General features: G+C 71.6%; 20 protein-coding genes. 13 read left to right on the top strand and 7 right to left on the bottom strand.

Features of this window, described 5'->3' with window-relative positions; translation table 11 throughout:
- Window positions 1-99: 99 nt before the first annotated feature.
- Genes NAG42_RS02270 through NAG42_RS02260 form a run of 3 tightly spaced genes read right to left on the bottom strand, consistent with a single transcriptional unit; the run spans window position 100 to window position 2,536 of the window.
- Complete coding sequence (locus tag NAG42_RS02270) at window positions 100-924, bottom strand: ABC transporter permease subunit (protein ID WP_250027523.1); 825 nt, start codon at window positions 922-924, stop codon at window positions 100-102.
- The gene (locus NAG42_RS02265) at window positions 921-1,841 is read right to left on the bottom strand and encodes an ABC transporter ATP-binding protein (protein ID WP_250027522.1); all 921 of its coding nucleotides are present in this window, start codon (window positions 1,839-1,841) and stop codon (window positions 921-923) included. Before NAG42_RS02265 ends, NAG42_RS02270 begins: the two co-directional genes overlap by 4 nt.
- Before the next feature lie 38 nt (window positions 1,842-1,879).
- Complete coding sequence (locus tag NAG42_RS02260) at window positions 1,880-2,536, bottom strand: hypothetical protein (RefSeq protein WP_250027521.1); 657 nt, start codon at window positions 2,534-2,536, stop codon at window positions 1,880-1,882.
- A gap of 94 nt (window positions 2,537-2,630) precedes the next feature.
- Here NAG42_RS02260 and NAG42_RS02255 point away from each other — a divergent pair, with 94 nt between their 5' ends.
- The 9 genes from NAG42_RS02255 (at window position 2,631) to NAG42_RS02215 (ending at window position 13,731) form a co-directional block, all read left to right on the top strand.
- Window positions 2,631-3,392: a GNAT family N-acetyltransferase gene (locus tag NAG42_RS02255; RefSeq protein ID WP_250027520.1), complete on the top strand. Its 762-nt coding sequence runs from the start codon at window positions 2,631-2,633 to the stop codon at window positions 3,390-3,392.
- Complete coding sequence (locus tag NAG42_RS02250) at window positions 3,389-4,159, top strand: lysophospholipid acyltransferase family protein (protein WP_250027519.1); 771 nt, start codon at window positions 3,389-3,391, stop codon at window positions 4,157-4,159. The genes NAG42_RS02255 and NAG42_RS02250 overlap by 4 nt, the downstream gene beginning before the upstream one ends.
- Before the next feature lie 77 nt (window positions 4,160-4,236).
- Window positions 4,237-4,950 (top strand): response regulator transcription factor, encoded by a 714-nt coding sequence (locus NAG42_RS02245; RefSeq protein WP_221375767.1) that lies wholly within the window; start codon window positions 4,237-4,239, stop codon window positions 4,948-4,950.
- A gap of 7 nt (window positions 4,951-4,957) precedes the next feature.
- A complete protein-coding gene (locus NAG42_RS02240) occupies window positions 4,958-6,544 on the top strand; it encodes a sensor histidine kinase (RefSeq protein WP_250027518.1) in 1,587 nt (528 codons plus the stop codon).
- Between the two features lie 38 nt (window positions 6,545-6,582).
- A complete protein-coding gene (locus tag NAG42_RS02235) occupies window positions 6,583-8,121 on the top strand; it encodes a S1C family serine protease (protein WP_250027517.1) in 1,539 nt (512 codons plus the stop codon).
- A 197-nt stretch (window positions 8,122-8,318) separates the two neighbouring features.
- Window positions 8,319-11,501 carry a cyclic nucleotide-binding protein gene (locus NAG42_RS02230; protein ID WP_250027516.1) on the top strand — a complete coding sequence of 1,061 codons (3,183 nt, stop codon included), beginning with the start codon at window positions 8,319-8,321 and terminating at the stop codon, window positions 11,499-11,501.
- 44 nt (window positions 11,502-11,545) lie between these two features.
- Window positions 11,546-11,761, top strand: coding sequence for a hypothetical protein (locus NAG42_RS02225; RefSeq protein WP_184955172.1), 216 nt, complete (start codon window positions 11,546-11,548; stop codon window positions 11,759-11,761).
- Window positions 11,762-11,779: 18 nt separating this feature from the next.
- Window positions 11,780-12,262 (top strand): hypothetical protein, encoded by a 483-nt coding sequence (locus tag NAG42_RS02220; protein ID WP_250027515.1) that lies wholly within the window; start codon window positions 11,780-11,782, stop codon window positions 12,260-12,262.
- 50 nt (window positions 12,263-12,312) lie between these two features.
- Window positions 12,313-13,731, top strand: a complete 1,419-nt coding sequence (locus tag NAG42_RS02215; RefSeq protein ID WP_250028319.1) for a chitinase — start codon at window positions 12,313-12,315, stop codon at window positions 13,729-13,731.
- 179 nt (window positions 13,732-13,910) lie between these two features.
- Here NAG42_RS02215 and NAG42_RS02210 read toward each other — a convergent pair whose 3' ends face one another.
- The gene (locus NAG42_RS02210) at window positions 13,911-15,368 is read right to left on the bottom strand and encodes a DHA2 family efflux MFS transporter permease subunit (RefSeq protein ID WP_250027514.1); all 1,458 of its coding nucleotides are present in this window, start codon (window positions 15,366-15,368) and stop codon (window positions 13,911-13,913) included.
- Between the two features lie 57 nt (window positions 15,369-15,425).
- Between NAG42_RS02210 and NAG42_RS02205 the strand changes: the two genes are divergently transcribed.
- From NAG42_RS02205 to NAG42_RS02195, 3 genes are read left to right on the top strand one after another with little or no spacing between them, the layout of a single operon-like run.
- Window positions 15,426-16,010, top strand: coding sequence for a TetR/AcrR family transcriptional regulator (locus NAG42_RS02205; RefSeq protein WP_250027513.1), 585 nt, complete (start codon window positions 15,426-15,428; stop codon window positions 16,008-16,010).
- A gap of 25 nt (window positions 16,011-16,035) precedes the next feature.
- Window positions 16,036-16,890 (top strand): patatin-like phospholipase family protein, encoded by an 855-nt coding sequence (locus tag NAG42_RS02200; RefSeq protein WP_250027512.1) that lies wholly within the window; start codon window positions 16,036-16,038, stop codon window positions 16,888-16,890.
- On the top strand, window positions 16,890-17,951 hold the full coding sequence (locus NAG42_RS02195) for a 1-acyl-sn-glycerol-3-phosphate acyltransferase (RefSeq protein ID WP_250027511.1): 1,062 nt from the start codon (window positions 16,890-16,892) through the stop codon (window positions 17,949-17,951). Before NAG42_RS02200 ends, NAG42_RS02195 begins: the two co-directional genes overlap by 1 nt.
- Window positions 17,952-18,021: 70 nt before the next feature.
- Here the strand turns inward: NAG42_RS02195 and NAG42_RS02190 are convergent, their stop codons facing one another.
- Window positions 18,022-18,840 carry a hypothetical protein gene (locus NAG42_RS02190; protein ID WP_250027510.1) on the bottom strand — a complete coding sequence of 273 codons (819 nt, stop codon included), beginning with the start codon at window positions 18,838-18,840 and terminating at the stop codon, window positions 18,022-18,024.
- Between the two features lie 192 nt (window positions 18,841-19,032).
- On the opposite strand from NAG42_RS02190, the gene NAG42_RS02185 reads away from it, so the two are divergent.
- Window positions 19,033-20,196 carry an FHA domain-containing protein gene (locus tag NAG42_RS02185; protein ID WP_250027509.1) on the top strand — a complete coding sequence of 388 codons (1,164 nt, stop codon included), beginning with the start codon at window positions 19,033-19,035 and terminating at the stop codon, window positions 20,194-20,196.
- Here NAG42_RS02185 and rocD read toward each other — a convergent pair.
- Both rocD and ddaH read right to left on the bottom strand, forming a co-directional pair.
- A complete protein-coding gene (gene rocD, locus NAG42_RS02180; protein ID WP_250027508.1) occupies window positions 20,193-21,407 on the bottom strand; it encodes an ornithine--oxo-acid transaminase in 1,215 nt (404 codons plus the stop codon). The two genes, NAG42_RS02185 and rocD, sit on opposite strands and share 4 nt — an antisense overlap.
- Window positions 21,404-22,210, bottom strand: coding sequence for a dimethylargininase (ddaH, locus tag NAG42_RS02175; RefSeq protein WP_250027507.1), 807 nt, complete (start codon window positions 22,208-22,210; stop codon window positions 21,404-21,406). The genes rocD and ddaH overlap by 4 nt, the downstream gene beginning before the upstream one ends.
- Window positions 22,211-22,402: the final 192 nt, after the last annotated feature.

The following is a 22,402-nucleotide window of genomic DNA, read 5'->3' as shown; positions in this document are numbered from 1 at the left end:
TTCCGTGTTCGCCTCTTTCACCTTTTGATCGGCGTCACATGGGACGGGAAGGATTCGCCGTCCAGGCTACGCCGTGTGTGAGAACGAACTCAGGCCGCGTCAGGAGATGTCGCGCCGCTTGGTCAGCCACGTGCCGAGGAAGCCGGTGACGATCGCGTACCCGATCAGGACCACGGCGCCGACCCAGCGTGGGGGTGAGCCGGGCAGATCGGTGCCGGAGATCATCAGCTGGGAGGCGCTGGTCGGCACGAGCACCTGCAGATTGCTGATCCACTCGGCCACGTACTCGCTCAGCAGGAAGAAGATCAGGCTCACCGCGGCCGAGCCGACCACGTAGGTGATGGCCAGGATCAGCGTCGCCGCGATCTGGCTGCGGATCAGTACGCCCGCGCCCACCCCGAGGACACCCCAGAGGACGAAGGCCAGGGCGTTGAGCCCGATCGCGCGCCACACGGCCGGCTCGCCGAGCTGGCTGCCGAGCTCGAGATTGTTCATGATCGGCGGCACCACGATCAGGTTGAGCACCGTCGTGATCAGCCAGACGGCCAGGCCGATGACGACGGCGGCGCCGAACTTGGCCAGGATGACGGACTCGCGACGGGGCGTCGTCAGGAACGTGGTCGTCGCCGTGAGGTGGAAGAACTCACTGGTCACGATGATCGCCGACAGCAACAGCACGATCAGGATGCCGAAGAACTGCCCACTCGTGTAGAGGTTGGTGGCCACATTGATCGGCTCGAGCGCGGCCTCGATCTGCGCGCTCTGGGTATCGGTCACCCCGGCGTCGTCCGGGGGCGTGGTGACGTTGGAGTTCGCCCAGTTGACCAGCACGCTCGCCGCGTACAGGGGAAGCAGGACGAGGCCCATGATCCACCACAGCGAGGTGGTGCGGACCTTGAACAGCTCAGCGTTGACCAGACTCATCGGATGCCCGCCTTTCCGGCCGTGAGCTGCAGGAAGACCTGTTCGAGATCGCCGCGTTCGGTGGCCAGCTCGTGCAGCTCGACCCCCGCCGTGAAGGCCGCGTGGCCGACCGCGGCCGCCTCGGCGCCGTGCACCAGCAGGCTGCCCTCCGGACCCGGGGTCACGGTCGCGCTGAGCTCGGAGAGCGCGGTGGTCAGCGCCTCGGTCTGCGGGGTGCGCACCCGCACCACGACGCCGCCGCTCATGTCGCCCAGCACCTGGTCGACCGGGCCCTGCCGGATCAGCTTGCCCGCCGCCACGATCACCACGTCGTCGGCCAGCAGCTGCATCTCGCCCAGCAGGTGGCTCGAGACCAGCACCGTGCGGCCCTGGCCGGCCAGGGCCTTGAGCAGGTCACGCATCCAGCGGATGCCCTCGGGGTCGAGTCCGTTGGCCGGCTCGTCGAGGATCAGCACCCGCGGGTCGCCGAGCATGGCCGCGGCGATGCCCAGCCGCTGCTTCATGCCCAGCGAGTAGCCCTTGAACTTGCGGTTGGCGGCCGGGGTCAGGCCGACCATCTCGAGCACCTCGTCGGACCGGGTGTCGGGCAGGCCGGCCGCGCGGCAGATCATCCGCAGGTGGTTGCGGCCGGTGCGGCCGCGGTGGGCGCTGGAGGCCTCGAGGACCGCACCGACCCGGCGCACCGGGTCGTGCAGGTCGGCGTAACGCTGGTCGCCGAAGGTCGCGGTGCCGGCGGTCGGTGCGACCAGGCCGAGCAGCATGCGCAGCGTGGTCGTCTTGCCCGCGCCGTTGGGCCCGAGGAAGCCGGTGACCCGCCCCGACCGCACCCGGAACGAGAGATCGTCCACGGCGCGCAGCTTCTTGTACTGCTTGGTCAGATGGTCGACGACGATCTCGTCGGTGCCTGGCGCACTCATCGACGCGATTCCTTCCCCCGGATGAAGAGGTCAACTTACTAGGTCGGGGCGATCCATGTGGCCCGGGCGGTGGCCAGTCGCTCGCCGCCGGGCGCATAGATCGTCGAGAGCACCATCGCCTTGCGCCCGGAGAACGCGGTCGCCTCGCCGACGACCACACAGGCCGACCCCGGCTCGGGCAGCGCGCTGGTGGTGACCGCGATGCGGCCCAGCACGTAGGTGCGCCCGTTGCGCAGCGCGGTCCAGCCGCCGGGGCAGTCGAGGGCGGCCCACACGACCGGCAGATCCACCTCGGCCGGGACGGTCCAGGGCGCGGCCGTACGCCCGTCGGGCAGCGGTCCGGGGAAGACGCGCAGCCCGTCCGGCCGTTCCGTCCCGCACACATAGCAGGTGGGGAAGGGGTGGCTGGTGAAGCCGGGATAGTCCGCGGCGGCCGACTCGGCCGTGGGCAGATCGACCGGAGCGACGTACGAGATCTCGCCCGCCGCCTCGGTCACGGTCGCCACGAGGGTCTCGCCGTGGTGGACCGAGCCATCGGCGTAGGTCAGCTCGGTCTCGAGCGGGGGAGGCACTCGCAGGGTCACTTCAAGCGCCGGTCCGCCGACCCGCGCGCCCGCCGCGATCGCGAAAGCCCCGGCCGACCACCCGCCGTTGCCGGACGTGGGCGGCCCATTGAACCGCCGAGAAATCCTCATGCGAGGAAGGCTCGCACAAGCCGTTCATTTCACGGCCATGAATCGCCTCCTGGGGCGACATTCCATCGGCAGGTGTCACCCTTACACACATCACATGGCTGTTCTGCTGACTGCCGCCGCCCCCACCGGGACCAGCGGCTACACCCTGCTCCTGGCCGAGGACGCCGGCGATGTGGCCGCCGCCCAGCGGCTGCGCCACGAGGTCTTCGCCGGTGAGCTCGGCGCCACCCTGCCCGCCACCGCCGACGGGCGTGACGTCGACGAGTTCGACGACTTCTGCGACCACCTGATCGTGCGCGACGACGCGACCGGCGCGGTGGTCGGCACCTACCGGATGCTTCCCCCCAGGGCCGCCGAGCGGGCCGGCCGGCGCTACGGCGACGGCGAGTTCGACCTGAGCCGGCTGCACCCCCTGCGGGACCAGCTGGTCGAGACCGGCCGCTCCTGCGTGCACCCCGACCACCGCAGCGGTTCGGTGATCAACCTGATGTGGGCCGGGATCGCCCGCTACCTGCACCTGAACAACCTGCGCTGGCTGGCCGGCTGCGCCTCGGTGCCGCTGGACGACGGCGGTGCGCTGGCGGCCGGCGTCTGGGCCCGGGTGCAGGCCAAGCACCTCGCCCCGCCCGCCATGCGGGTGCGGCCGCGCCGCAACTGGCTGGCCGAGACCGACCTGGCCGGCGACCCCAGAACGCAGCCACCGGCGCTGCTCAAGGGATATCTGCGGCTCGGCAGCTGGGTCTGCGGCGAGCCCGCCTACGACCCCGACTTCAACTGCGCCGACTTCTACGTGCTGTTCTCGATGGACCGGATGGACCCGCGTTACCGCCGGCACTTCCTGGGAGCCACCCGATGATCGCGGCGATGTGGCAACCGGTCTCCGGCTGCGGTGACCACTGCCGGGACGCGGCCGGCCGGTCCGCGTTCCCCGGAGTGACCACGCTGCGCATGATCGCGCTCGGCGCCGTGCTCGTCGGCGGCCTGGTGCTCGCGCCGCTGCTGCGCGGTCTCGCTCTGCGGGGGATCGCCCGCGGCATGCTCGCCGTCCTGGGCATCCGGGTCGTCCGGCGCGGCCCGGCGCTGCGGCCGGGCAGCCTGCTGGTCGCGAACCACGTCTCCTGGCTCGACATCCTGGTGCTGATGGCGGTCGCACCGGTGCGGCTGGTGGCCAAGGGTGAGGTCGGGGCGTGGCCGGGCATCGGCTCGCTGGCCGGGCTGTCCGGCGCCATCTTCATCGACCGGTCGCGGCCCAAGGCGCTGCCGGCGACGGTGGCCGAGGTGGCCGGGGCGCTGCGCTCGGGCCGGACGGTCGCCGCGTTCCCCGAGGGCACGACGTTCTGCGGCACCAGCCAGGGTCGTTTCCGGCCGGCGTTGTTCCAGGCCGCGATCGACGCGGGCGCTCCGGTGGTGCCGGCCTCGATCCGGTATGACTCCACTGCGGCCGCGTTCATCGGTGACGACACCCTGGTCGATTCCGTACGCCGGGTCGCCGCGCTACGGTCGCTGACGGTGACGCTGGTGACCGCCCCCGCGTTGCGCCCCGAGCCCGGTGCCGACCGCCGCATGCTCGCCCGTGCCGCGCAGGCCTCGATGGGCGGCTCGGCCTACCGTCTCGCCGCCTGAACGCCCCGAGCAGGCTTACAGAAAACTTTCAGGCAGCGTGCAGGCAAGAGACAGCGCGCTGATAAACAATGGGTGCCATGGCCGCTCAGACCCAGCCCAAGCAGAGTGAGGCGAAACTGCTCGTCGTCGAGGACGACGCAAACATCCTCGAGCTCCTCTCCGCCAGTCTCCGCTTCGCCGGCTTCGACGTGAGCACCGCGACGAGCGGCAGCGCGGCGGTCAGCGCGGCGAAAAACACCACGCCCGACCTCGTCGTCCTCGACGTCATGCTGCCCGACCTCGACGGGTTCGAGGTCATCCGGCTCATGCGCGAGGGCGGCCAGCGCACGCCGGTGGTCTTCCTGACCGCCCGCGACGGCACCGACGACAAGATCCGCGGCCTGACCCTGGGCGGCGACGACTACGTGACCAAGCCGTTCAGCCTCGAGGAGCTCACCGCCCGCATCCGGGCGGTGCTGCGCCGCACGACGCAGGGCGACGAGGAGCCGTCGCGCCTGGTCTTCGCCGACCTCGAGCTCGACGAGGAGACCCACGAGGTCTACCGGGCCGGCCAGCGCGTCCAGCTGTCACCGACCGAGTTCAAGCTCCTGCGCTACCTGATGCTCAACGCCAACCGGGTGCTGTCCAAGGCGCAGATCCTCGACCACGTCTGGAAATACGACTTCCGCGGCGACGACAACATCGTCGAGTCCTACATCTCCTACCTGCGCCGCAAGGTCGACAACGTGCAGCCGCGCCTCATCCACACTCTCCGCGGCGTCGGCTACGTGCTGCGCAAACCCGCCGTCTGAGCCTGCCGTGACCTCGACGCTCACCGAGCGGGTTCGCAACTCGATCCCGCCGCAACCCAGCCTGCGCAAGGTGTCGCTGCGCATCAAGCTGGTGGCGTCGGTCCTGGTCCTGGTGTTCGCCGCGCTCACCGCCATCAGCGCGGCCAGCACCTACGCGTTGCACAACTACCTGCTCGACCGGCTCGACACCTCGCTCAAGATCTATGCCGAGACGATCGCCCGCGCCCGGCCCGGCTCCCAGATCCCGGTGCCGGGCGACTTCTACGTCTCCACCTCGTCGGTCGGCGGCGTGCGCTCCGACGGCCCCTGGATCGGTGACCGCGACCTCGACCCGGCCGACCTGCCGCCGCTGGTCAAGGGGCTCGACCAGCTCAACGCGGTGCTCAACGAGCCCTACACCGTGCGGTCGCCCAGCGGCCAGGTGCACTGGCGCGTGGTGGTCATCATCGACGAGAACAGCCAGGTGGTGCAGGTCGCCGAGAAACTCTCGGTGATCGGCCTGGCGGTCAACCAGATGGTCTGGGTCGATCTGCTGGTCGGCGTGGGCGTGCTGATCGCGCTGGCCTCGATCGGCGCCGCGATAGTGCGCCAGAGCCTGGTGCCGCTGTTGCAGATCGAGCGCACGGCGGCGGCGATCGCGGCCGGTGACCTCACCCAGCGGGTGCCCGATCCCGAGTCGCGGGAGGGCGAGCCGACCACCGAGCTGGGCCGGCTGGCCAAGGCGCTCAACGCGATGCTGGCCCAGATCGAGGCCGCGTTCAGCGCGCGTGCCCAGAGCGAGGCGGCAGCCCGCGCGGCCGAGGCGTCCGCGGTCGAGGCGGCCGACGCGGCCCTGCTCTCCGAGGCCCGGGCGGTGCGCTCCGAGGGCAAGATGCGGCAGTTCGTGGCGGACGCCTCGCACGAGCTGCGCACGCCGCTGACCACCATCCGGGGCTTCGCCGAGCTCTACCGCCAGGGTGCCGTCACCGACCCCGGCGATGTGGCCCGGCTCGTGCGCCGGATCGAGGACGAGGCCGCCCGGATGGGCCTGCTCGTCGAGGATCTGCTGCTGCTGGCCCGGCTCGACCGCGAGCGCCCGCTCGAGCTGGGCCCGGTGGAGCTGCCCGTGCTCGCCCTCGACGCGGTGCAGGCGGCCGAGGCGATGGCCCCCGAGCGCACCATCGAGCTCGACATCCGTGACCAGCCGGACCGGCTCGTGGCCCGGGGCGACGACGCCCGGCTGCGGCAGGTGATCGGCAACCTGATGACCAACGCGCTGGTCCACACCCCGCCCGAGGCGACCGTGACCCTGCGGCTCTACGCCGGCGAGGGCGACCAGGCCGTGGTCGAGGTGTCGGACACCGGGCCGGGCCTGTCCGACCAGCAGAAGGCGCACGTCTTCGAGCGGTTCTACCGCGCCGACGAGGCCCGCACCCGGCACACCGACCGGGCCGCCACCGGCACCGGTCTGGGCCTGGCCATCGTCGCGGCGATAGTCAGGTCCCATGGAGGAAACGTCGAGGTGATCAGTGAACCGGGGCACGGAGCGACGTTCCGGGTTACTTTGCCTACGCTAAATGCCGACAAAGAGCTTTCAGAAAACATCCAGGCCTAGCACAGGTCAGTACGAGCCCGACGGGGCAAGGTGGTGGCATGAACGAGAACGAGACCGACCCGCGACCCGCGGACGCCTCCTCCGAGAGCAGCAGCCCGCAGCGGGGACAGTCTGAGGAGCCGACCGCCGCGCAGCCCGTTGCCCCCCAGCAGCCCGCGCCGCCGCAGGCTCCGCCGTGGGGCCAGCCGGTGTCGAGCGCTCCTGCTCCCCAGTCCGGCGCCCCCCAGTGGCAGCAGTCCCCGTGGCAGCAGCCGGCCGGCTATCAGCAGCCTTACCACCCGGGTTTCGGCCAGCAGGCGCACCCGGGCCACCAGCAGCCTTACGGTCAGCAGCCCGGTTACCCGGCCGCCGGCTGGGCGGGCGGCACGACGCAGACCCAGACGCAGCCGCTCCCCGGCAGTGAGGGTCAGGCCTGGGGCGAGGGCCAGGCCTGGACTCCGGGCACCGAGGGGCAGCCGGCCTGGGCCGCGCCGGTCGACCAGCAGCAGCCCCGGGGCACCGGGCGCGGCCGCAAGGTCTTCGTGGCGGGCGCGGCCGCCGTGCTGATCGCGCTCGGCGCGGGTGGCGTCGGCGCCGCCGCGGCGCTCGCCTTCGACGACGACGGCTCGTCCCCCTCGGTGCAGACCGGCAACTCGTCGGTCACCCGGGTCGTCGACCGCTCGTCGCTGGCCCAGATCGCCGCCGCCGTGCAGGACAGCGTCGTGTCGATCACCACCGGCAGCGGCGAGGGCTCGGGCGTGGTGATCTCCACCGACGGTTACATCGTCACCAACAACCACGTGGTGGCCACCGCCCAGGGCGACACGGTCACCGTGATCTTCGCCGACGGCAAGAAGGCGAACGCCACCATCGTCGGCACCGACGAGCGCACCGACCTCGCCGTGATCAAGACGTCGGGTCTGTCCGACCTCAAGGCGTCCACGTTCGGCAGCAGTGCCAAGATGCAGGTCGGCGACACGGTCCTGGCCATCGGCAGCCCGCTCGGCCTGGAGGGCTCGGTCACCGCCGGCATCATCAGCGCCAAGGACCGCACGATCCAGTCCAGCGGCGAGGGCGGCGAGCAGCAGAGCCCGTTCGGCAACAACCAGCAGCAGCAGGGCGCCTCGACCACGATGTCCGGCCTGCTCCAGACCGACGCGCCGATCAACCCCGGCAACTCCGGCGGCGCCCTGGTCAACACCAACGGCGAGGTCATCGGCATCAACTCGGCGATCGCCACGTCCGGCAGCACCGGCAACATCGGCCTGGGCTTCGCGATCCCCAGCGACAAGGCCAAGCAGGTGGCCGACGACCTGATGGCCGGTAAGAAGGTCAGCCACCCGGCGCTGGGCGTCAGCGTGGCCGACGCCGAGAACGGTGGCGCCCTGGTCAGCAACGTCACCAGCGGCAGCGCGGCGGCCACGGCCGGCCTCCAGCAGGGCGACGTGATCACCTCGGCCGACGGCAAGACCATCAGCGACTCCGACGACCTGGTCGCGGCGGTCCAGTCCGGCACGGTCGGCGCCAAGATGACCCTCGACTACACCCGTGGCGGCGAGAAGAAGCAGATCACGGTGACCCTGGCCGAGGCCAAGTAGAGCTTTTCCCTTCCGCTACGGCGGGTGGTGTGACGAGGGGGTCGTCACACCACCCGCCGTATCTTTGGCCGGGCGCTAATCTCCGACTTCCGGATGAAACGGGTCATTTCGGCGCGGAGGACTCGCCATCGGGCTTGTCGAGCGCCTAATCTGCCATTCGCCATCGCGGTTCCCCCCGGCAGTGAGAGGCATGCCCGTTGACGTACGTCGAGACCAGGATGAACGTCTGGGAGGCGCTGGCCGGCCGCGCCCCCGGTGAGCCGTCCGGCCCGGCGGATCCCGGGCTGTGGGGCGCGGTGGTCGACCGCCTCAACCCGACGAGCGCGCGTCCCGTGCTGCGCGCCGGGGTGGAATACGTCCAGCTCACCGACGCCCGCGGCGGCGACTACATCATGCTGCGCTCGCCCGACGACGGCGAACGGGCCAGCTACCTGCGGCTCACCGGCGAGGAGTGGGAGCTCGCGCTCCTGATGGACGGCGAGCACACGGTGGCCCGGCTGGTCGCCGAGTTCGCCCGCATCGCCGGCCGGCTCGCCCCCGACCAGGTGCGCCGGGTGGTGGCCGACCTGGCCGGCAACCGCATGCTCGACGAGCTGCCGATGGACGCCTTCCGGCCGCTGCAGGAGCTGGGGCGCCCGCTGTCCGAGCGCGTCGGCAACTCGCTGCTCGCCGCCGCCCGCGGCCGCCGCATGCTTCTGCTCAACGTCGACGGGCTGGTCACGACGCTCTACCGGGCCGGCGGCCGGCTGCTCTTCACCAAGGCGGCCGGGATCGTCGCGGCGGTGCTGGCCGTCGCCGGCCTCGGCCTGTTCACGGTGACCTGGTCGCGCGGGAGCCGCTCGTTGTTCCTCACCGCCGACTCGTACCTGATCGGCGCCCTCACCCTGGTGCTGCTCAACCTGGTCGTGGTCGGCGTCCGCGAGTATGCCCGGGCGATGGCGGCCAAGCATTCCGGCCGCGAGGTGCCGGCCGCCGGGTTCCTGGTCTGGTTCGGCCTGCCCTCGCTCTTCGTCGACACCAGTGACGTCTGGATGGCCGGCCGCCGGGCCCGGCTGCTGGTGTCGGCGGCCGGGCCGCTGAGCGCGCTGCTGCTCGGCGGGCTGGCCCAACTGGCCGGCCTGGCCCTGCCGCCGGTCGCCGATCTGTCCTTCAAGCTGGCCTTCCTCTGCTATCTGAGCGCGTTCGTCCACCTCAGCCCGCTGCTGCCGCTCGACGGGCAGTACCTGCTGATGAACTGGCTCGAGGTGCCGCAGGTGCGCAACCGGGCGCTGGCCTGGGTGAGCGGCCGGCTGCGCGGGCAGCCGCCGCGCTGGGGCACGCTCGACCGCGAGGGCCGGCTCATCGCGCTCTACGGGTTCCTGGCCGTCTGCTGGCTCGTGGTCGCCGTCAACGTGGCCGTCCGGCTGTGGGAGGACAGACTCTCCGGCCTGGCCACCGGGCTGTGGCACAGCGGGCCGGCCGGCGTGCTGCTGCTGTTCGCGATCGTGCTCGGCCTGGCCGCCCCGGTCGTGTATTTCCTGGTCGGCCGGTTCAGCCGGTGGTGGGTCACCGCCCGGTTGCGCCGGGCCGAGAACGACCGCGAGGCCGACAGCCCGCGCCGCCTGGCCGCGCTGCGCGCCTCCGACCTGGGTGGCCTGCCCGAGCCGGCGCTGCAGGGCCTGGCCTCCCGGGCACGCTGGGTGCACCCGCCGACCGGCCGGCAGGTCGTCTCGGCCGGCGGCGCTCAGCAGGCCGTCCTCGTGGTCGTCGAGGGCGCCCTCGAGGCCCGCCGGCCCGGCGACCCGCCGGGCACGATCCGCCACCACGTCGGCCCGGGTGCGGTCGTCGGCCTGGTCAACGCGATCACCGGCCGGTCCACCCAGCTCGACTGGCACACCGCCGGCACCACGCTGCTCTCGATCCCGACCGCGACGGTGGCCACCGTGGTCGGCCCGCTGCCCGGTCCGCCGCCGCACGACCGGGCCGAGGCCGAGGCGCTCTTCGCCGACACCCCGGCGCTGGCCGGGCTCGCGGTCGACCAGCGCCTCGCCCTGATCGCCTCGGCGCACCCGGTCGACCTCGACCCGGGCGCGCCGGTCATCCTGCCCGGCCCCACCCACGCGGTGGTCGTCGAGTCCGGCGTGATCGCGTTGCCCGACGGCGTCGAGCTGCGTCGGGGCACCCTGGTCGGCCCGGTCGGCGACGGCAGCCCCGGCATGGTCGCCCAGACCATCACCCCCGTACGTCTGTGGGTCCTGCCCGACGCCTCCGACCTGCCGCCATTGGTCGGCGCGACCCACCGGCCCGGCTCCCCGATGCCGGTCGTCACGGCCAAGGGCGCACTGCGGCCCGGAGTGCCCGGTGGCGGCTCCTATCCGCCGCTCAACGTGCCGCCCGGTCCGCCCGACGGCAGTGGCAACCCCGAGGTGGACAGTCGCTTCGAGCGCGGCCTGATCTGGTTGGTCGTCGGGGTGCTGGCCACGGGGCTCTTCCTCACCGGCCTGTCGTTCCGCCCCGGGCCCGCGTGGGCCGAGATGCCGGCCGACCGGGTCCTGCTCTCGATCGACGAGGGTCTGGTGACCGCGACCTTCGACGGCGCCCCGGCCAACCTGGAGGGCGGCTCCCGGCGCTACCTCGACCAGGGCGAGGTGATCGAGGTGCCGTCCCGGGCGTCGGCCACGCTGACCTTCCCCGGCGGGGCCACGACGCTGCTCTGCGCGAACACCCGGCTCGGCATCGGCAACCTCAGCACCGGCGGCGGCCGTGAGCAGGCTCCGAAGGCGACCATCTCGCTGCAGAGCGGCCGGGTGCTGGCCGGCACGGGCAGCACGAGCGGCGCCTACAAGCCGCTGGCGCTCACTGTGGACCGCAGCGGAGGACAGGTCACCAGCTCGGGTGCGGCCTGGTATTCGGTCGAGCCGGCCTCGTTGACCGTCTCGCGGGGGACGGTCGCGGTCGACGGTGCGGCCAGTGCGGCGACCGGCGGCCGGCTCGCCTGCGCCGACGGCGTCCCGATCGAGGCCCCGGCGTCGAGCAGCCCCGAGCCGGAGGAGAGCCTCGAGCCCCTACCGTCCGACCTGCCATCGATCAATCCGTCGATCGCCCCGAGCAGCCCGGCGCCGACGAGCGATAGTGTAGTCACACCGTCACAGACCGCTGATCCGAACGACGACGAGCCGAACGTCGAGCCGACGCGCACCATCACCACCCGGCCGACGACCAATCCGCCGCCCACGACGACCCGGCCGACCACCGCCCCGACGACGACGCGCCCGCCGCCGCCCGCGCCCACGACCGATTCGCCGAACACGCCGCCGCCCACGACGGCGCAGCCCACCCCGACGGAGACCGAGACGGATCCGCCGTCCCAGCCCGAGTCGACGCCGACCGGCGAGGACTGACGTGGGGGGCGCCGTCGCGGTGCCCCCCATCGTCAGGAGGTTCGATGCTCTGCTGGTTCTGCGCCGAGTCCGCGCGGGCGAGCTGCCGCTTCTGCGGCCGTGGTGTCTGCGCCGAACACGCCCGGTTCGGGCCCTACCTGCTCCAGGTGAGCCGGTCCGAGACCCGCCGGCGGGCCGAGGCGCTGGTGGTGGATGACGCGGTGCAGTGCGGCACCTGCCGGCCACGACCACACGCGGTGGCGATGCCGGAACTGGACTGAGGGCCGTACCGTCGGGTCATGGCTCGACACGACGGCGACAACGACCTGGGTGCCTGGTCGGAGTTCGGCACGGTGTCCGGCATGGTCGCCGCCCGTGAGGCCGAGCACCTGACCGGTGACGCTCAGACCGGCTTCGGCGACCGGCCCGATCTCGACGGCCTGCCCGAGGTCGGCCTCGACACCGGCTTCGGGGCCACGGTGGCCCAGGTCGCGGCCGATCTCGCACCGCCCGAGGGCTACCACAACCAGGTCGACGCGGACGGGGACGGCACCCTCGACGAGGCGACCTATCTGGGCCACGCCGGTGGCGGCGTCGACATCCTGGTCGACGTGAACGACGACGGCCAGGTCGACTTCGTCGGCACCGACACCGACCTCGACAACCGGGTCGACTACGCCGCCTACGACAAGGACCGCGACGGCGTCTTCGAGAAGCGCATGTTCGACGACGACGGCGACGGCTTCCTCGACCGGGTCGAGTGGCTGCAAGACGGCAGCTGAGCCGTCGCCGAGCTATTTACAAATAAACTTAACAGTATTCATACTTGGCTATGCGCCGATCGATGATCTTTGGGATGGCCGTGGTGCTCGCGGCCGGCGGTGGCTCCGTCTACGTCGCTTCCTCCGCCAGCGCCGCGGCAGCGTGCGGGCCGGCGTGGAGTGCCACCTCCGTCTATGTGAAAGACAACGTGGCCTCGCAGAGCGGCCGCAACTACACCGCGAAGTGGTGGACGCAGAACGAGTCGCCCTCCACCCACAGCGGACAGTGGGACGTCTGGATCGACAACGGCGTCTGCGGTGGCACCACGCCGCCGACAACTCCGCCGCCCACGACCACCCCACCGACGACCACCCCACCGACGACTCCGCCGCCCACCACCACACCGCCCACCACCACACCGCCCACCACGCCGCCGCCGACCACTCAGCCGCCGGCCACCGGCCTGCCCAAGCGGGCGCTGATCGGCTACCTGCACGCCAGCTTCGCCAACGGATCCGGCTACCTGCGGATGGCTGACGTGCCGGCCAACTGGGACGTCATCAACCTGGCCTTCGGCGAGCCCACCACGGCCACCTCGGGCGACATCCGGTTCAATCTCTGCCCGGCCACCGAGTGCCCCGGCGTCGAGAGCGAAGCCGCCTTCATCGCGGCCATCAAGGCCAAGCGCACCGCCGGCAAAAAGGTGCTGCTCTCGATCGGCGGCCAGAACGGCCAGGTGCAGCTCACCACCACCGCCGCCCGGGACAAGTTCGTCAGCTCGGTCAGCGCGATCATCGACAAATACGGCCTGGACGGCGTCGACGTCGACTTCGAGGGCCACTCGCTGTCACTGAACACCGGCGACACCGACTTCAAGAACCCCACCACGCCGGTCATCGTCAACCTGATCGCCGCGCTGAAGAGCCTCAAAGCCCGGTACGGCGCGGGCTTCGTGCTCAGCATGGCCCCCGAGACGTTCTTTGTGCAGCTCGGCTACCAGTACTACGGCTCCGGGCCGTGGGGCGGGCAGGACCCGCGCGCCGGCTCGTACCTGCCGGTCATCCACGCTCTGCGCAACGACCTCACGGTGCTGCACGTCCAGGACTACAACTCCGGCTCGATCATGGGGCTGGACAACCAGTACCACTCGATGGGCGGGGCCGACTTCCACATCGCGATGACCGACATGCTGCTCGCCGGCTTCCCGGTCGCGGGGAACACGGCCAACGTCTTCCCGGCGCTGCGGGAGGACCAGATCGCCTTCGGTGCGCCGTCGTCGGTCAGTGCGGGGAATGGGTATGTCGCCCCGGCGGCGGTCCAGCAGGCGGTCGGCTGTCTGGTGCGGGGGACGAACTGCGGCTCGTACAGCGTGCGCAGCGGCACCAACCCGAACTTCCGCGGACTGATGACCTGGTCGATCAATTGGGACAAGTTCTACAACTACGAATTCCAGAATCAGAACGGGGCGTACCTGAAGGCGCTCTCGTAAAGATCGAGAGCAGGGTCGAAGTCAAAGGCGGGATGTCGTAGCGGGGTGGTGGGTTCGGACCGTCGCTCCCGCCGAGGGCCCGGCCGGGGTGAGCAGGGCGCTGGCGCGCCCGGAACGCTCACCCCGGCCGGGCGACCTGCGTGAGTGGTTGCGCTCGAACCACAACTGCGGCGGCTGGCTCAAACCGGCGTCGTGACCGCTGTCTCCGTCCCCGTTCCCGGGCTGGTCGCTGTCCCCGTCGCTGGGCTGGTCCCTGTTGCTGGGTTCGTGTTCGGCGACGGGGCGGGATCGGGGGCGGGGGTGGGTTGTCCTGGTAGGACGAAGGACAGGAGGACTGCGGTGGTGGTGAAGCCGACGGTCCACCAGAAGGCGGTTTCGAAGCTTGTTGTGGCGAGGATGACGGCGAGCAGGGCTACGCCGGCTGAGCCGCCGATCTGCTGGGCTATGCGGGTGACGATGCTGGCGTGCGGCACCTGGTCGTGGGTGAGGCCCTGGAACGCGACGGTCATCAGCGGGATCACGACCAGGCCGAGGCCGAGGCCGCGGACGAAGAGCGCCACCATCAGCGTCCAGATGGCCGTGCCGGGGCCGGCCAGCGCGAACGGCACGGTGGCCAGCCCGACCAGCGCGAACCCCAGGATCGCCACCCAGCGCGCGGTGAGACGGTCGAGCAGGCGCGCGGCGACCCCGCGGCTCAGCAGCGAGCCGACGCCCTGCGGGATCAGCAGCAGGCCGGCGCCGAGCGCGTCCGTACCGCGAACCTCCTGCCAATAGAGCGGGAGCAGCAGCATCGCGCCGTAGAGGGCGGCTCCGGAGAGGAACATCAGCGCGGTCGCGGCCCAGGTCGGACGGGACCGCAGCACCTCGAGGTCGACCAGGGCCGCACCCCGCCGGCGCACCGCCCACAGCACGAACGCGGCCAGCAGCACCGCGCCGCCGATCATCGGGACGAGGACGTCGGCCCGGGAGAAGCCGCCGGCGCCGGACACGTTGGACAGGCCCCACAGCAGCGCGACCAGCGCGGGCGACAGCAGGACGAGCCCCACGACATCGAGCCGGACCCGGCGGCCGGGCTGGTCGGCCGGGATCAGCCGCCCGGCGAGGAACAGCCCGGTCAGGCACAACGGCACGTTGACCAGGAACAGCCAGCGCCAGTCGCCCGCGCCGAGGATCAGGCCGCCGATCACCGGGCCCAGGATGGGGCCGACCGCGGCCGGCAGGGCGACGACCGACATCAGCCGCGCGCGATCACCGGGTTTGGCCGCCTGCATGACCATCGTGGTCATCAGCGGCAGCATCGCGCCACCGCCCGCACCCTGCACCACGCGGAACCAGATGAGGCTCGACGAGTCCCAGGCCAGCGAGCAGAGCACCGAGCCGAGCAGGAAGACGGTCAGGGCGGCCATCCAGAGCCGCTTCGCGCCGAGCCGGCTCTGCAGCCAGCCGACGACCGGGATCACGACGCCCAGGGCCAGCAGATAGGCCGTGCTGACCCACTGGATGGTGCTGACGCCGGTGTGCAGGTCGGCCGCGAGCTCGTGCAGCGCCACGCTGACGATCGTGGAGTCGAGGATGACTGTGATGCCGCCCACGAGCACCGCGATCGAGGTGCGCAGAGCGGTGCGATCCAAGGACATCGGAACCACCTTAAGATACGGAGGTGTATCTAACATTGCCTACGTTAAGATACACCCGTGCATCTTGACAAGACCCGCCGTCGCGGAGCCGAGCTCGAGGACGCGATCCTCGACGCCGCCTGGGAGGTGCTGGTCGAGCAGGGCTACCCCGGGTTCACGTACGAGGCCGTGGCCGCTCGCGCCGGCACCAGCCGGCCCGTCCTCTACCGGCGCTGGCCCCAGCGCGACGACCTGCTGCTGGCCACGTTCACGAAGTACTGGTGGTCACAGCCGATCGAGGTGCCCGACACCGGCACCTTCCGGGACGACGCGATCGGCTTCCTGCGCAACGCCGACGCGGCCCGGTCACACCTGTTCACGCTGCTCAGCGTCCAGCTCATGGACTATTTCCGCGACACCGGCAGCAGCTTCAGCGAGCTGCGCGACAAGCTCCGCGGACAGGGGCGGCCGAACAGTCTGGAGACGATCGTGGCCCGGGCCGTCGCGCGCGGCGAGCTACCCGATCACCCGCGCCCGGCCCGGGTGATCAACGTGCCGTTCGACCTGCTGCGCCACGACATGCTGATGACGATGCGGCCGGTGCCGGACGAGGCGATCATCGAGATCGTGGACGAGATCTGGCTGCCGCTGCTCAACCGCTGAGCGCGGGGCGTGCCACGATGAAGCCATGGTCAACGGTCCGGTGGCGTTCGTGCTCGGTGGGGGTGGCGTGCTCGGCGCCGTCGAGGTGGGCATGCTGCGCGCCCTGTTCCGGGCCGGGTTCCGGCCCGACGCGGTGATCGGCACCTCGATCGGCGCGGTCAACGGCGCCCTGGTCGCCTCGGACCCGAACGAGGCGGTCACCGACCGGCTCGTCCGGCTCTGGACCTCGCCCGAGGCGGCCACCGTCTACGGCGACTCGATCGGCCGGCAGCTGCGCCGGTTCGCGGCCCGCACCCACCTGCACTCGCCGCTGCCGTTGCGCCGGCTGCTCGAGAGCGAGCTCGGTGAGACGTCGACGTTCGCCGACCTGAAGGTCCCGTTCCACTGCTGCGCGGCCAGCATCGAGCGGGCGGCCGAGCACTGGTTCGACAGCGGCCCGCTGGTCGACGCCGTCCTCGCCTCGTCGGCCGTGCCCGGTCTGCTGCCCCCCATGGAGATCGGCGGGGAGCACTATGTGGACGGTGGGATCGTCAACTCGATCCCGATCGGCGAGGCGGTCCGGGTCGGCGCCAAGCTGATCTTCGTCCTGCAGGTGGGCCGGGTCGAGCGTCCGCTGGCCGTTCCGCGCCGGCCGTGGGAGGTGGCCCAGGTGGCCTTCGAGATCGCGCGGCGACATCGGTTCGCCCGGGAGCTTGCGTCACTGCCCGACGATGTACGGGTGCATGTCCTTCCCACCGGCGGCAGCGAGAGCCGGGACGACAGCCCCTGGGCCTATCGCGACATGGCCGCCGTGGGACGCCGCATCAGCCGTGCCTACACCGCGTCCCGCCGCTACCTGGCCGCCAATGTGCTGTCGCAACCCACGCCGGACGCGTCCTGATGCCGCTCCCTCCGATCTGGGTCCGCCGCCTGGTCATCGCCCCGGTCGTCGTGGTGCTGGCCGTCGCGCTGGTCACCACGCTGCCCATCTGGCTGGTGCTCGCGCTCATCACGTCGCCGCTGGTCCCCGGTCACCTGCGGGTGCCCCGGCTCGTCCTGACCGGCATCCTCTACCTGCTGTGGGACGCGACCGCCCTGGTCGTGCTGGCGGCGCTCTGGGTCGCCTCCGGCTTCGGCCGCAACATCCGCAGCCCCGGATTTCAGCGCGCGCACTACGTGGTCACCGGCCGCTTCCTGGCCATCCTGTTCTGGTTCGCCAAGTGGGCGCTGCACCTGACGATCGACGTGGTCGGCACCGACCCGGACACCGCGCTGCCCGGCCGTCCCGAGGTCGTGGTGAGCCGGCACGCCGGGCCGGGCGACTCGTTCGTCCTGATCCACGCGCTGACCAACTGGTTCGACCGCGAGCCGCGGATCGTCCTCAAGGCCACCCTGCAGTGGGATCCGGCGGTCGACGTGCTGCTCAACCGCCTGCCCAACCGGTTCATCTCGCCCGGCCGCACCGGCACCACGACGCTCGAGCAGCAGATCGGGGAGACGGCCACCGGCCTCGACGACAACGACGCCTTCGTGATCTTCCCCGAGGGCGGTAACTTCACGCCGCGCCGGCGCACCAGCGCGATCGCCCGGTTGAAGGCTCGCGGTCTGGACGACGCGGCCGACCGGGCCGAGAACATGCGGCACGTGCTGCCGCCGAAGCCGGGCGGTCTCTTCGCGGCGATCGACGCGGCCCCCGACGCCGGGGTCATCTTCGTGGCCCACACCGGCCTGGACCGGATGGTGACGGTCGCCGACATCTGGCAGGAGCTGCCGATGGACAAGCGGCTGGTGATGAAGTTCTGGAGTGTGCCGCCCGAGGACATCCCGGCCGGCGAGGAGGAACGGATCGCCTGGCTGTACGACTGGTGGGCCCGGATCGACGCGTGGATCGAGGAGCACCGCCCGGCGTTCCGCCCCCTCGGCACCGACTGGACGGCCCGCCGATCGCCGGCCGACGTCTGACCCCCGTACGGGGAAATGAGCGCAAGCGAAAGGCCCGGCCGTGACGACCGGGCCTGTCACCAGCGAGGGATCAGCTGCCGAGCGACTTGTAGAGGCTGTCCGGAGCCTCGGTCACCTCGGCCGCGGTCGGCTTGGTCACGCTGACCGGCACGCCGTAGTCGCTGTAGAGCACCTTCAGCGGCTGGGCGGCCTGCCCGTTGACGGCCGGGATCTCGATGGTCAGCTCGGAGAGCCGGCCCTGGTCGTCGGTGGTGGCGGTGAACGGCACCTTCTGGGCCTGCGCGCCGGACTCGTCGATGGTCACCTGCGAGACGCCGGCCAGCCCGACCGCCTTGGTCAGGTCGAGCGTCCCGGCATAGGCGCCGGTCCCGGTGGAGCGCACGTCCGTGGCCGAGCTGAGCAGCTTCGAGGTGTTCACCGGGTCGAGCTGACCGGGGCGCAGACCGACGTTCACGCCCTCGGGCAGCCGGGCGACGTCGACGTGGGTCCACGTGCCGGCCTTGGTGAAGCCGGGAACCTGCAGGTAAAGGTCCTGGCCGGCCAGCAGCGTCTTGATGCTGAGCTGGGCGTTGGGGCCGCTCGCGTTGAGCTCGGCCGTGCCCACGCTCTGGGCCGGGTCGACCGCGCCGGTCAGCTTGAAGCCCGCGCCCGAGGTGGCGGTCATCTTGAAGCTGGTGGTGCCGAGCTGGGAGGTCGCCTTGGTGAGGGCGTCGACCGCGGCCGGGTCGGCCGCACTGGCCGAGGCCGGCGCCGAGGCCGGTGCCGAGCCCGCGGCGGACGCCGGGGCCGAGGCCGAGCCGGACGGGGTGCCGGCGTCGCAACCGGCCAGCGCCATCGCGGCCGTTGCCATTGTCGCGATACCCAGCCCCGCGAGCCGTGGTGTCCGCATGTCCGTCCCTTCAGCCCGGCCGGCCCCTCGCTGGGGCCGGCTCTCGTGATCCCCGTCAATTCCCGGTGGCCGGGAACGGCAAACGGACACGACGGACAACCGGACCGTCACTGAGGGGTGCGATAGCCACGTCACCGGCCCGCACGGCATGATTGCCGTTGCCCATTCACCCGCGGACCATCGGGAGGACCCGTGAGATTCGAGGTCAGCAAGGTCCTCGATGCCATCGAGGCCCGCCTCACCACCGATCCGGCGCTCGCCCGGGCGGTGGTCGACCTGTCGGAGATCGTGCGCTACGCCGATCTGGACGGCGGCCGGCCGGCCAGCTCGGTGCGGCTCGGCCTGGTCGTCGACGCCCTGGGCCGGCGCGTCGCCGAGGAGAACGTGCCGGTCTTCGTGGTGGCCCCGCGCGGCCTGCTCTCCGACACCGACCTGACCTCGAACGAGCGCATGGTCATCCGCCGCTGGGCCGACGACGGCAAGGTCGAGGTCGTCCCGCAGGTCGACGACCGGGTCTTCGAGGTGGCCGAGCTGCTCGGCCTGCCGGTGCTCACCCGCACCCGGGGCAACAGCGACCGCCACCCGTGGGTCGACGAGCCGGGCCGCCTGCTGGCCGCGGTGGCCGGCGAGGGCGGCAGCACGGTGCTGATGGCCCGGGTCGGCCGCGGTGAGCCCCCGCAGCAGGCCGAGCGTTCCGCGCTGGGCGAGCGGCTGCTGGCCCGGGTGTGGAGCTGCCCCGAGCCCAACTGCACGAGTTTCGGCTCCGGCGGTGACCCGGACAGCCCGTTCGCCGACATGCGCACCTACACCAGCCCGGTCTCCCAGCCGCCGCCGTCGCTGCGTAACGGGGTGCCGACCTGCCCCCGGCACGGCACCCAGCTGCGCGACGCCGGCCAGCGCGCGGCCGTCGAGGTCCTCTCCGTCCGGATCGACGGCGTGATCCGGCGGCGGTTCGTGGTCTCGACCGACGAGCCGGTCGTGGTCGGCCGCGCGCCCGAGGGCGGCCAGGGCGTCATGCTCGGCCAGTGGCTGACCGACGACGCCCGCAAGTGGATCAGCCGCGGCCACGTGCAGTTCACGCTGCGCACCGACGGCAACCTCACGGTGCAGGACATCAGCACCAACGGCAGCGGCGTGCGGCCGGGCGGCTCGACGAACGACGACGAGCGGCTCACCCTGCACCGCAACGAGAGCCGCACCCTGGCCCCGACCGATGTGGTCGAGCTCTACGGCGGCGTCAACGTGGGCCGCGCGAAGATGTGGGCCACCGGCGGCGTCGTCCAACCCGAGTCGGTGATGGCCGAGGCGCCGACGATGGCCCTCCGGAAATTCGAGCGCGACCAAGGCGCGTTCTAGACCGCCAGGATCGCCGCCAGCTGGTCGACCGCGTGGTCGATCTCCTCGGCCGTGACCACCAGCGGCGGCGCCAGGCGGATCGTCGAGCCGTGGGTGTCCTTGGCCAGGACGCCGCGCTCGGCGAGCCGCTCGCACGCCTGACGGCCGGTGAGCAGGGCCGGGTCGATGTCGACGCCGGCCCACAGGCCGCGGCCGCGCACGGCCACCACACCCCGGCCGATCAGCGCGGTCAGCCGGGCGTGCAGGTGCTCGCCCAGCTCGGCCGAGCGCCGCTGGAAGTCGCCGGTGGCCAGCAGCCGGACCACCTCACCGCCGACCGCGCAGGCCAGCGGGTTGCCGCCGAAGGTCGAGCCGTGCTCGCCCGGCTTGAGCACGCCGAGCACGTCCCGGTCGGCCGCGACCGCCGAGACCGGCACGATGCCGCCGCCCAGCGCCTTGCCCAGCACATACATGTCGGGGACGACGCCCTCGTGCTCGATGGCGAACGTGCGGCCGGTGCGGCCCAGACCGGACTGGATCTCGTCGGCCACCATCAGCACGTTGTGCTCGTCGCACAGCGCCCGCACGGCGGCGAAATAGCCGGCCGGCGGCACGAGCACGCCCGCTTCGCCCTGGATCGGCTCCATCAGGACCGCGACCGTGTTCGGGGTGATCGCCTCCCGCAGTGCGGCCTCATCGCCGTACGGGACGATGGTGAAGCCCGGCGTGTAGGGCCCGAAATCGGCCTTGGCGTCGGGGTCGGTCGAGAAGCTGACGATCGTCGTCGTCCGCCCGTGGAAGTTGCCGGCCGCGACGATGATCTCGGCCTGGCCGTCCGGCACGCCCTTGACCTGGTATCCCCACTTGCGGGACACCTTGATCGCGGTCTCGACGGCCTCGGCGCCGGTGTTCATCGGCAGCACCAGCTCCTTGCCGCAGAGCGCGGCCAGCGACCGGCAGAACTCGGCGAACTGGTCGTGCACGAAGGCCCGGCTGGTCAGCGTGATCTTGTCGAGCTGGGCGTGCGCGGCGGCGATCAGCCCGGGGTGCCGATGCCCGAAGTTCAACGCCGAGTAGCCGGCCAGGAAGTCGAGGTAGCGGCGGCCGTCGATGTCGGTCACCCAGGCGCCCTCGCCCTCGGTGATCACCACCGGCAGCGGGTGATAGTTGTGGGCGGTGTAACGCTCGGCCTCGGCCAGCTCACCGGCCGTCTTCAGGTCCACGGTGGTCACGAACGCACCTCCAGCGTGCAGCACTTGGGTCCGCCCCCGGCCTTGCGGAGCTCGGAGACGTCGACCCCGACGGTCTGGTAACCCGCGTTCTTCAGCTCGGCGGCGAGATGAGGGGCCTGGACAGGCAGGACCACCGTACGGCCGTCGCTGACCGCGTTGAGGCCGAGCACCGCGGCGTCCTGCTCGTCGGCGATCACCGCGTGCGGGAAGAGCTGCCGCAGGACGGCCTGGGAGCCGGGGGAGAAGGCGGACGGCAGATAGGCCACGTTCGTCTCGTCGAGAACGCACAGCGCGGTGTCGAGGTGGTAATAAGCCGGGTCGACGAGCTGCAACGAGATCACCGGGCGGCGCAACGCCTCCTGGGTCTCGGCGTGCGAGGCGTGCGCGGTGCGGAAACCGGTGCCGGCCAGCAGCACGTCGCCGGCGAGCAGGATGTCGCCCTCGCCCTCGTTGGTGTGCTTGGGCTCGGTCACGTCGAAGCCGCGCTCGCGGAACCAGGCCGCGTAGGCCGGGGCCTCGTCGGCCCGCTCGGCGTCGCGGAACTGGACGGCCAGCACGCGGCCGTCGACCACGGTGGCGCCGTTGGCGGCGAAGACCATGTCGGGCAGCCCGGGCAGCGGCTCGATCAGCTCGACGGTGTGGCCCAGGTCGAGATATGTCTGGCGCAGGGATTCCCACTGGCGGACGGCGAGCGCGTTGTCGTAGGGCGCCGTGGGATCCATCCACGGATTGATGCGATAGGTCACCGCGAAATGGGTGGGCCGGCACATGAGGTAGCGGCGCGGCGAAGCCGTGGTCGTCATGGCTGAAACGCTAGGCGTGCCGGACCGGCGAAAGCTTCAGTTCAACCGTGCAAGGTGCTTTCGATCATTGCGTGCTCAGGGCCCGCGGCGAAGATTCGTTGCAAACAGACCTCGAGGGTGGCCTGAACCAGGCCACCCTCGACGCGAAGTGGTTGCCGGCGAACCGCCGGGCAGTTCCGGGGCGGGAGCGGG

Origin of the sequence: Paractinoplanes maris (assembly GCF_023544465.1) — a bacterium.
GTDB classification, from domain to species: domain Bacteria; phylum Actinomycetota; class Actinomycetes; order Mycobacteriales; family Micromonosporaceae; genus Actinoplanes; species Actinoplanes maris.
This window is presented reverse-complemented; position numbering and strand designations above follow the sequence as displayed.

Bases quoted from the DNA above. Each gene is read 5' to 3' on its own strand.
- ddaH (WP_250027507.1), bottom strand. From the start codon at position 22,210: ATGACGACCACGGCTTCGCCGCGCCGCTACCTCATGTGCCGGCCCACC.
- NAG42_RS02200 (WP_250027512.1), top strand. From the start codon at position 16,036: ATGGTCAACGGTCCGGTGGCGTTCGTGCTCGGTGGGGGTGGCGTGCTC.
- NAG42_RS02225 (WP_184955172.1), top strand. From the start codon at position 11,546: ATGCTCTGCTGGTTCTGCGCCGAGTCCGCGCGGGCGAGCTGCCGCTTC.
- NAG42_RS02190 (WP_250027510.1), bottom strand. From the start codon at position 18,840: ATGCGGACACCACGGCTCGCGGGGCTGGGTATCGCGACAATGGCAACG.
- NAG42_RS02260 (WP_250027521.1), bottom strand. From the start codon at position 2,536: ATGAGGATTTCTCGGCGGTTCAATGGGCCGCCCACGTCCGGCAACGGC.
- NAG42_RS02250 (WP_250027519.1), top strand. From the start codon at position 3,389: ATGATCGCGGCGATGTGGCAACCGGTCTCCGGCTGCGGTGACCACTGC.
- NAG42_RS02235 (WP_250027517.1), top strand. From the start codon at position 6,583: ATGAACGAGAACGAGACCGACCCGCGACCCGCGGACGCCTCCTCCGAG.
- NAG42_RS02245 (WP_221375767.1), top strand. From the start codon at position 4,237: ATGGCCGCTCAGACCCAGCCCAAGCAGAGTGAGGCGAAACTGCTCGTC.
- NAG42_RS02215 (WP_250028319.1), top strand. From the start codon at position 12,313: ATGCGCCGATCGATGATCTTTGGGATGGCCGTGGTGCTCGCGGCCGGC.
- NAG42_RS02265 (WP_250027522.1), bottom strand. From the start codon at position 1,841: ATGAGTGCGCCAGGCACCGACGAGATCGTCGTCGACCATCTGACCAAG.
- NAG42_RS02220 (WP_250027515.1), top strand. From the start codon at position 11,780: ATGGCTCGACACGACGGCGACAACGACCTGGGTGCCTGGTCGGAGTTC.
- NAG42_RS02255 (WP_250027520.1), top strand. From the start codon at position 2,631: ATGGCTGTTCTGCTGACTGCCGCCGCCCCCACCGGGACCAGCGGCTAC.
- NAG42_RS02270 (WP_250027523.1), bottom strand. From the start codon at position 924: ATGAGTCTGGTCAACGCTGAGCTGTTCAAGGTCCGCACCACCTCGCTG.
- NAG42_RS02210 (WP_250027514.1), bottom strand. From the start codon at position 15,368: ATGTCCTTGGATCGCACCGCTCTGCGCACCTCGATCGCGGTGCTCGTG.
- NAG42_RS02195 (WP_250027511.1), top strand. From the start codon at position 16,890: ATGCCGCTCCCTCCGATCTGGGTCCGCCGCCTGGTCATCGCCCCGGTC.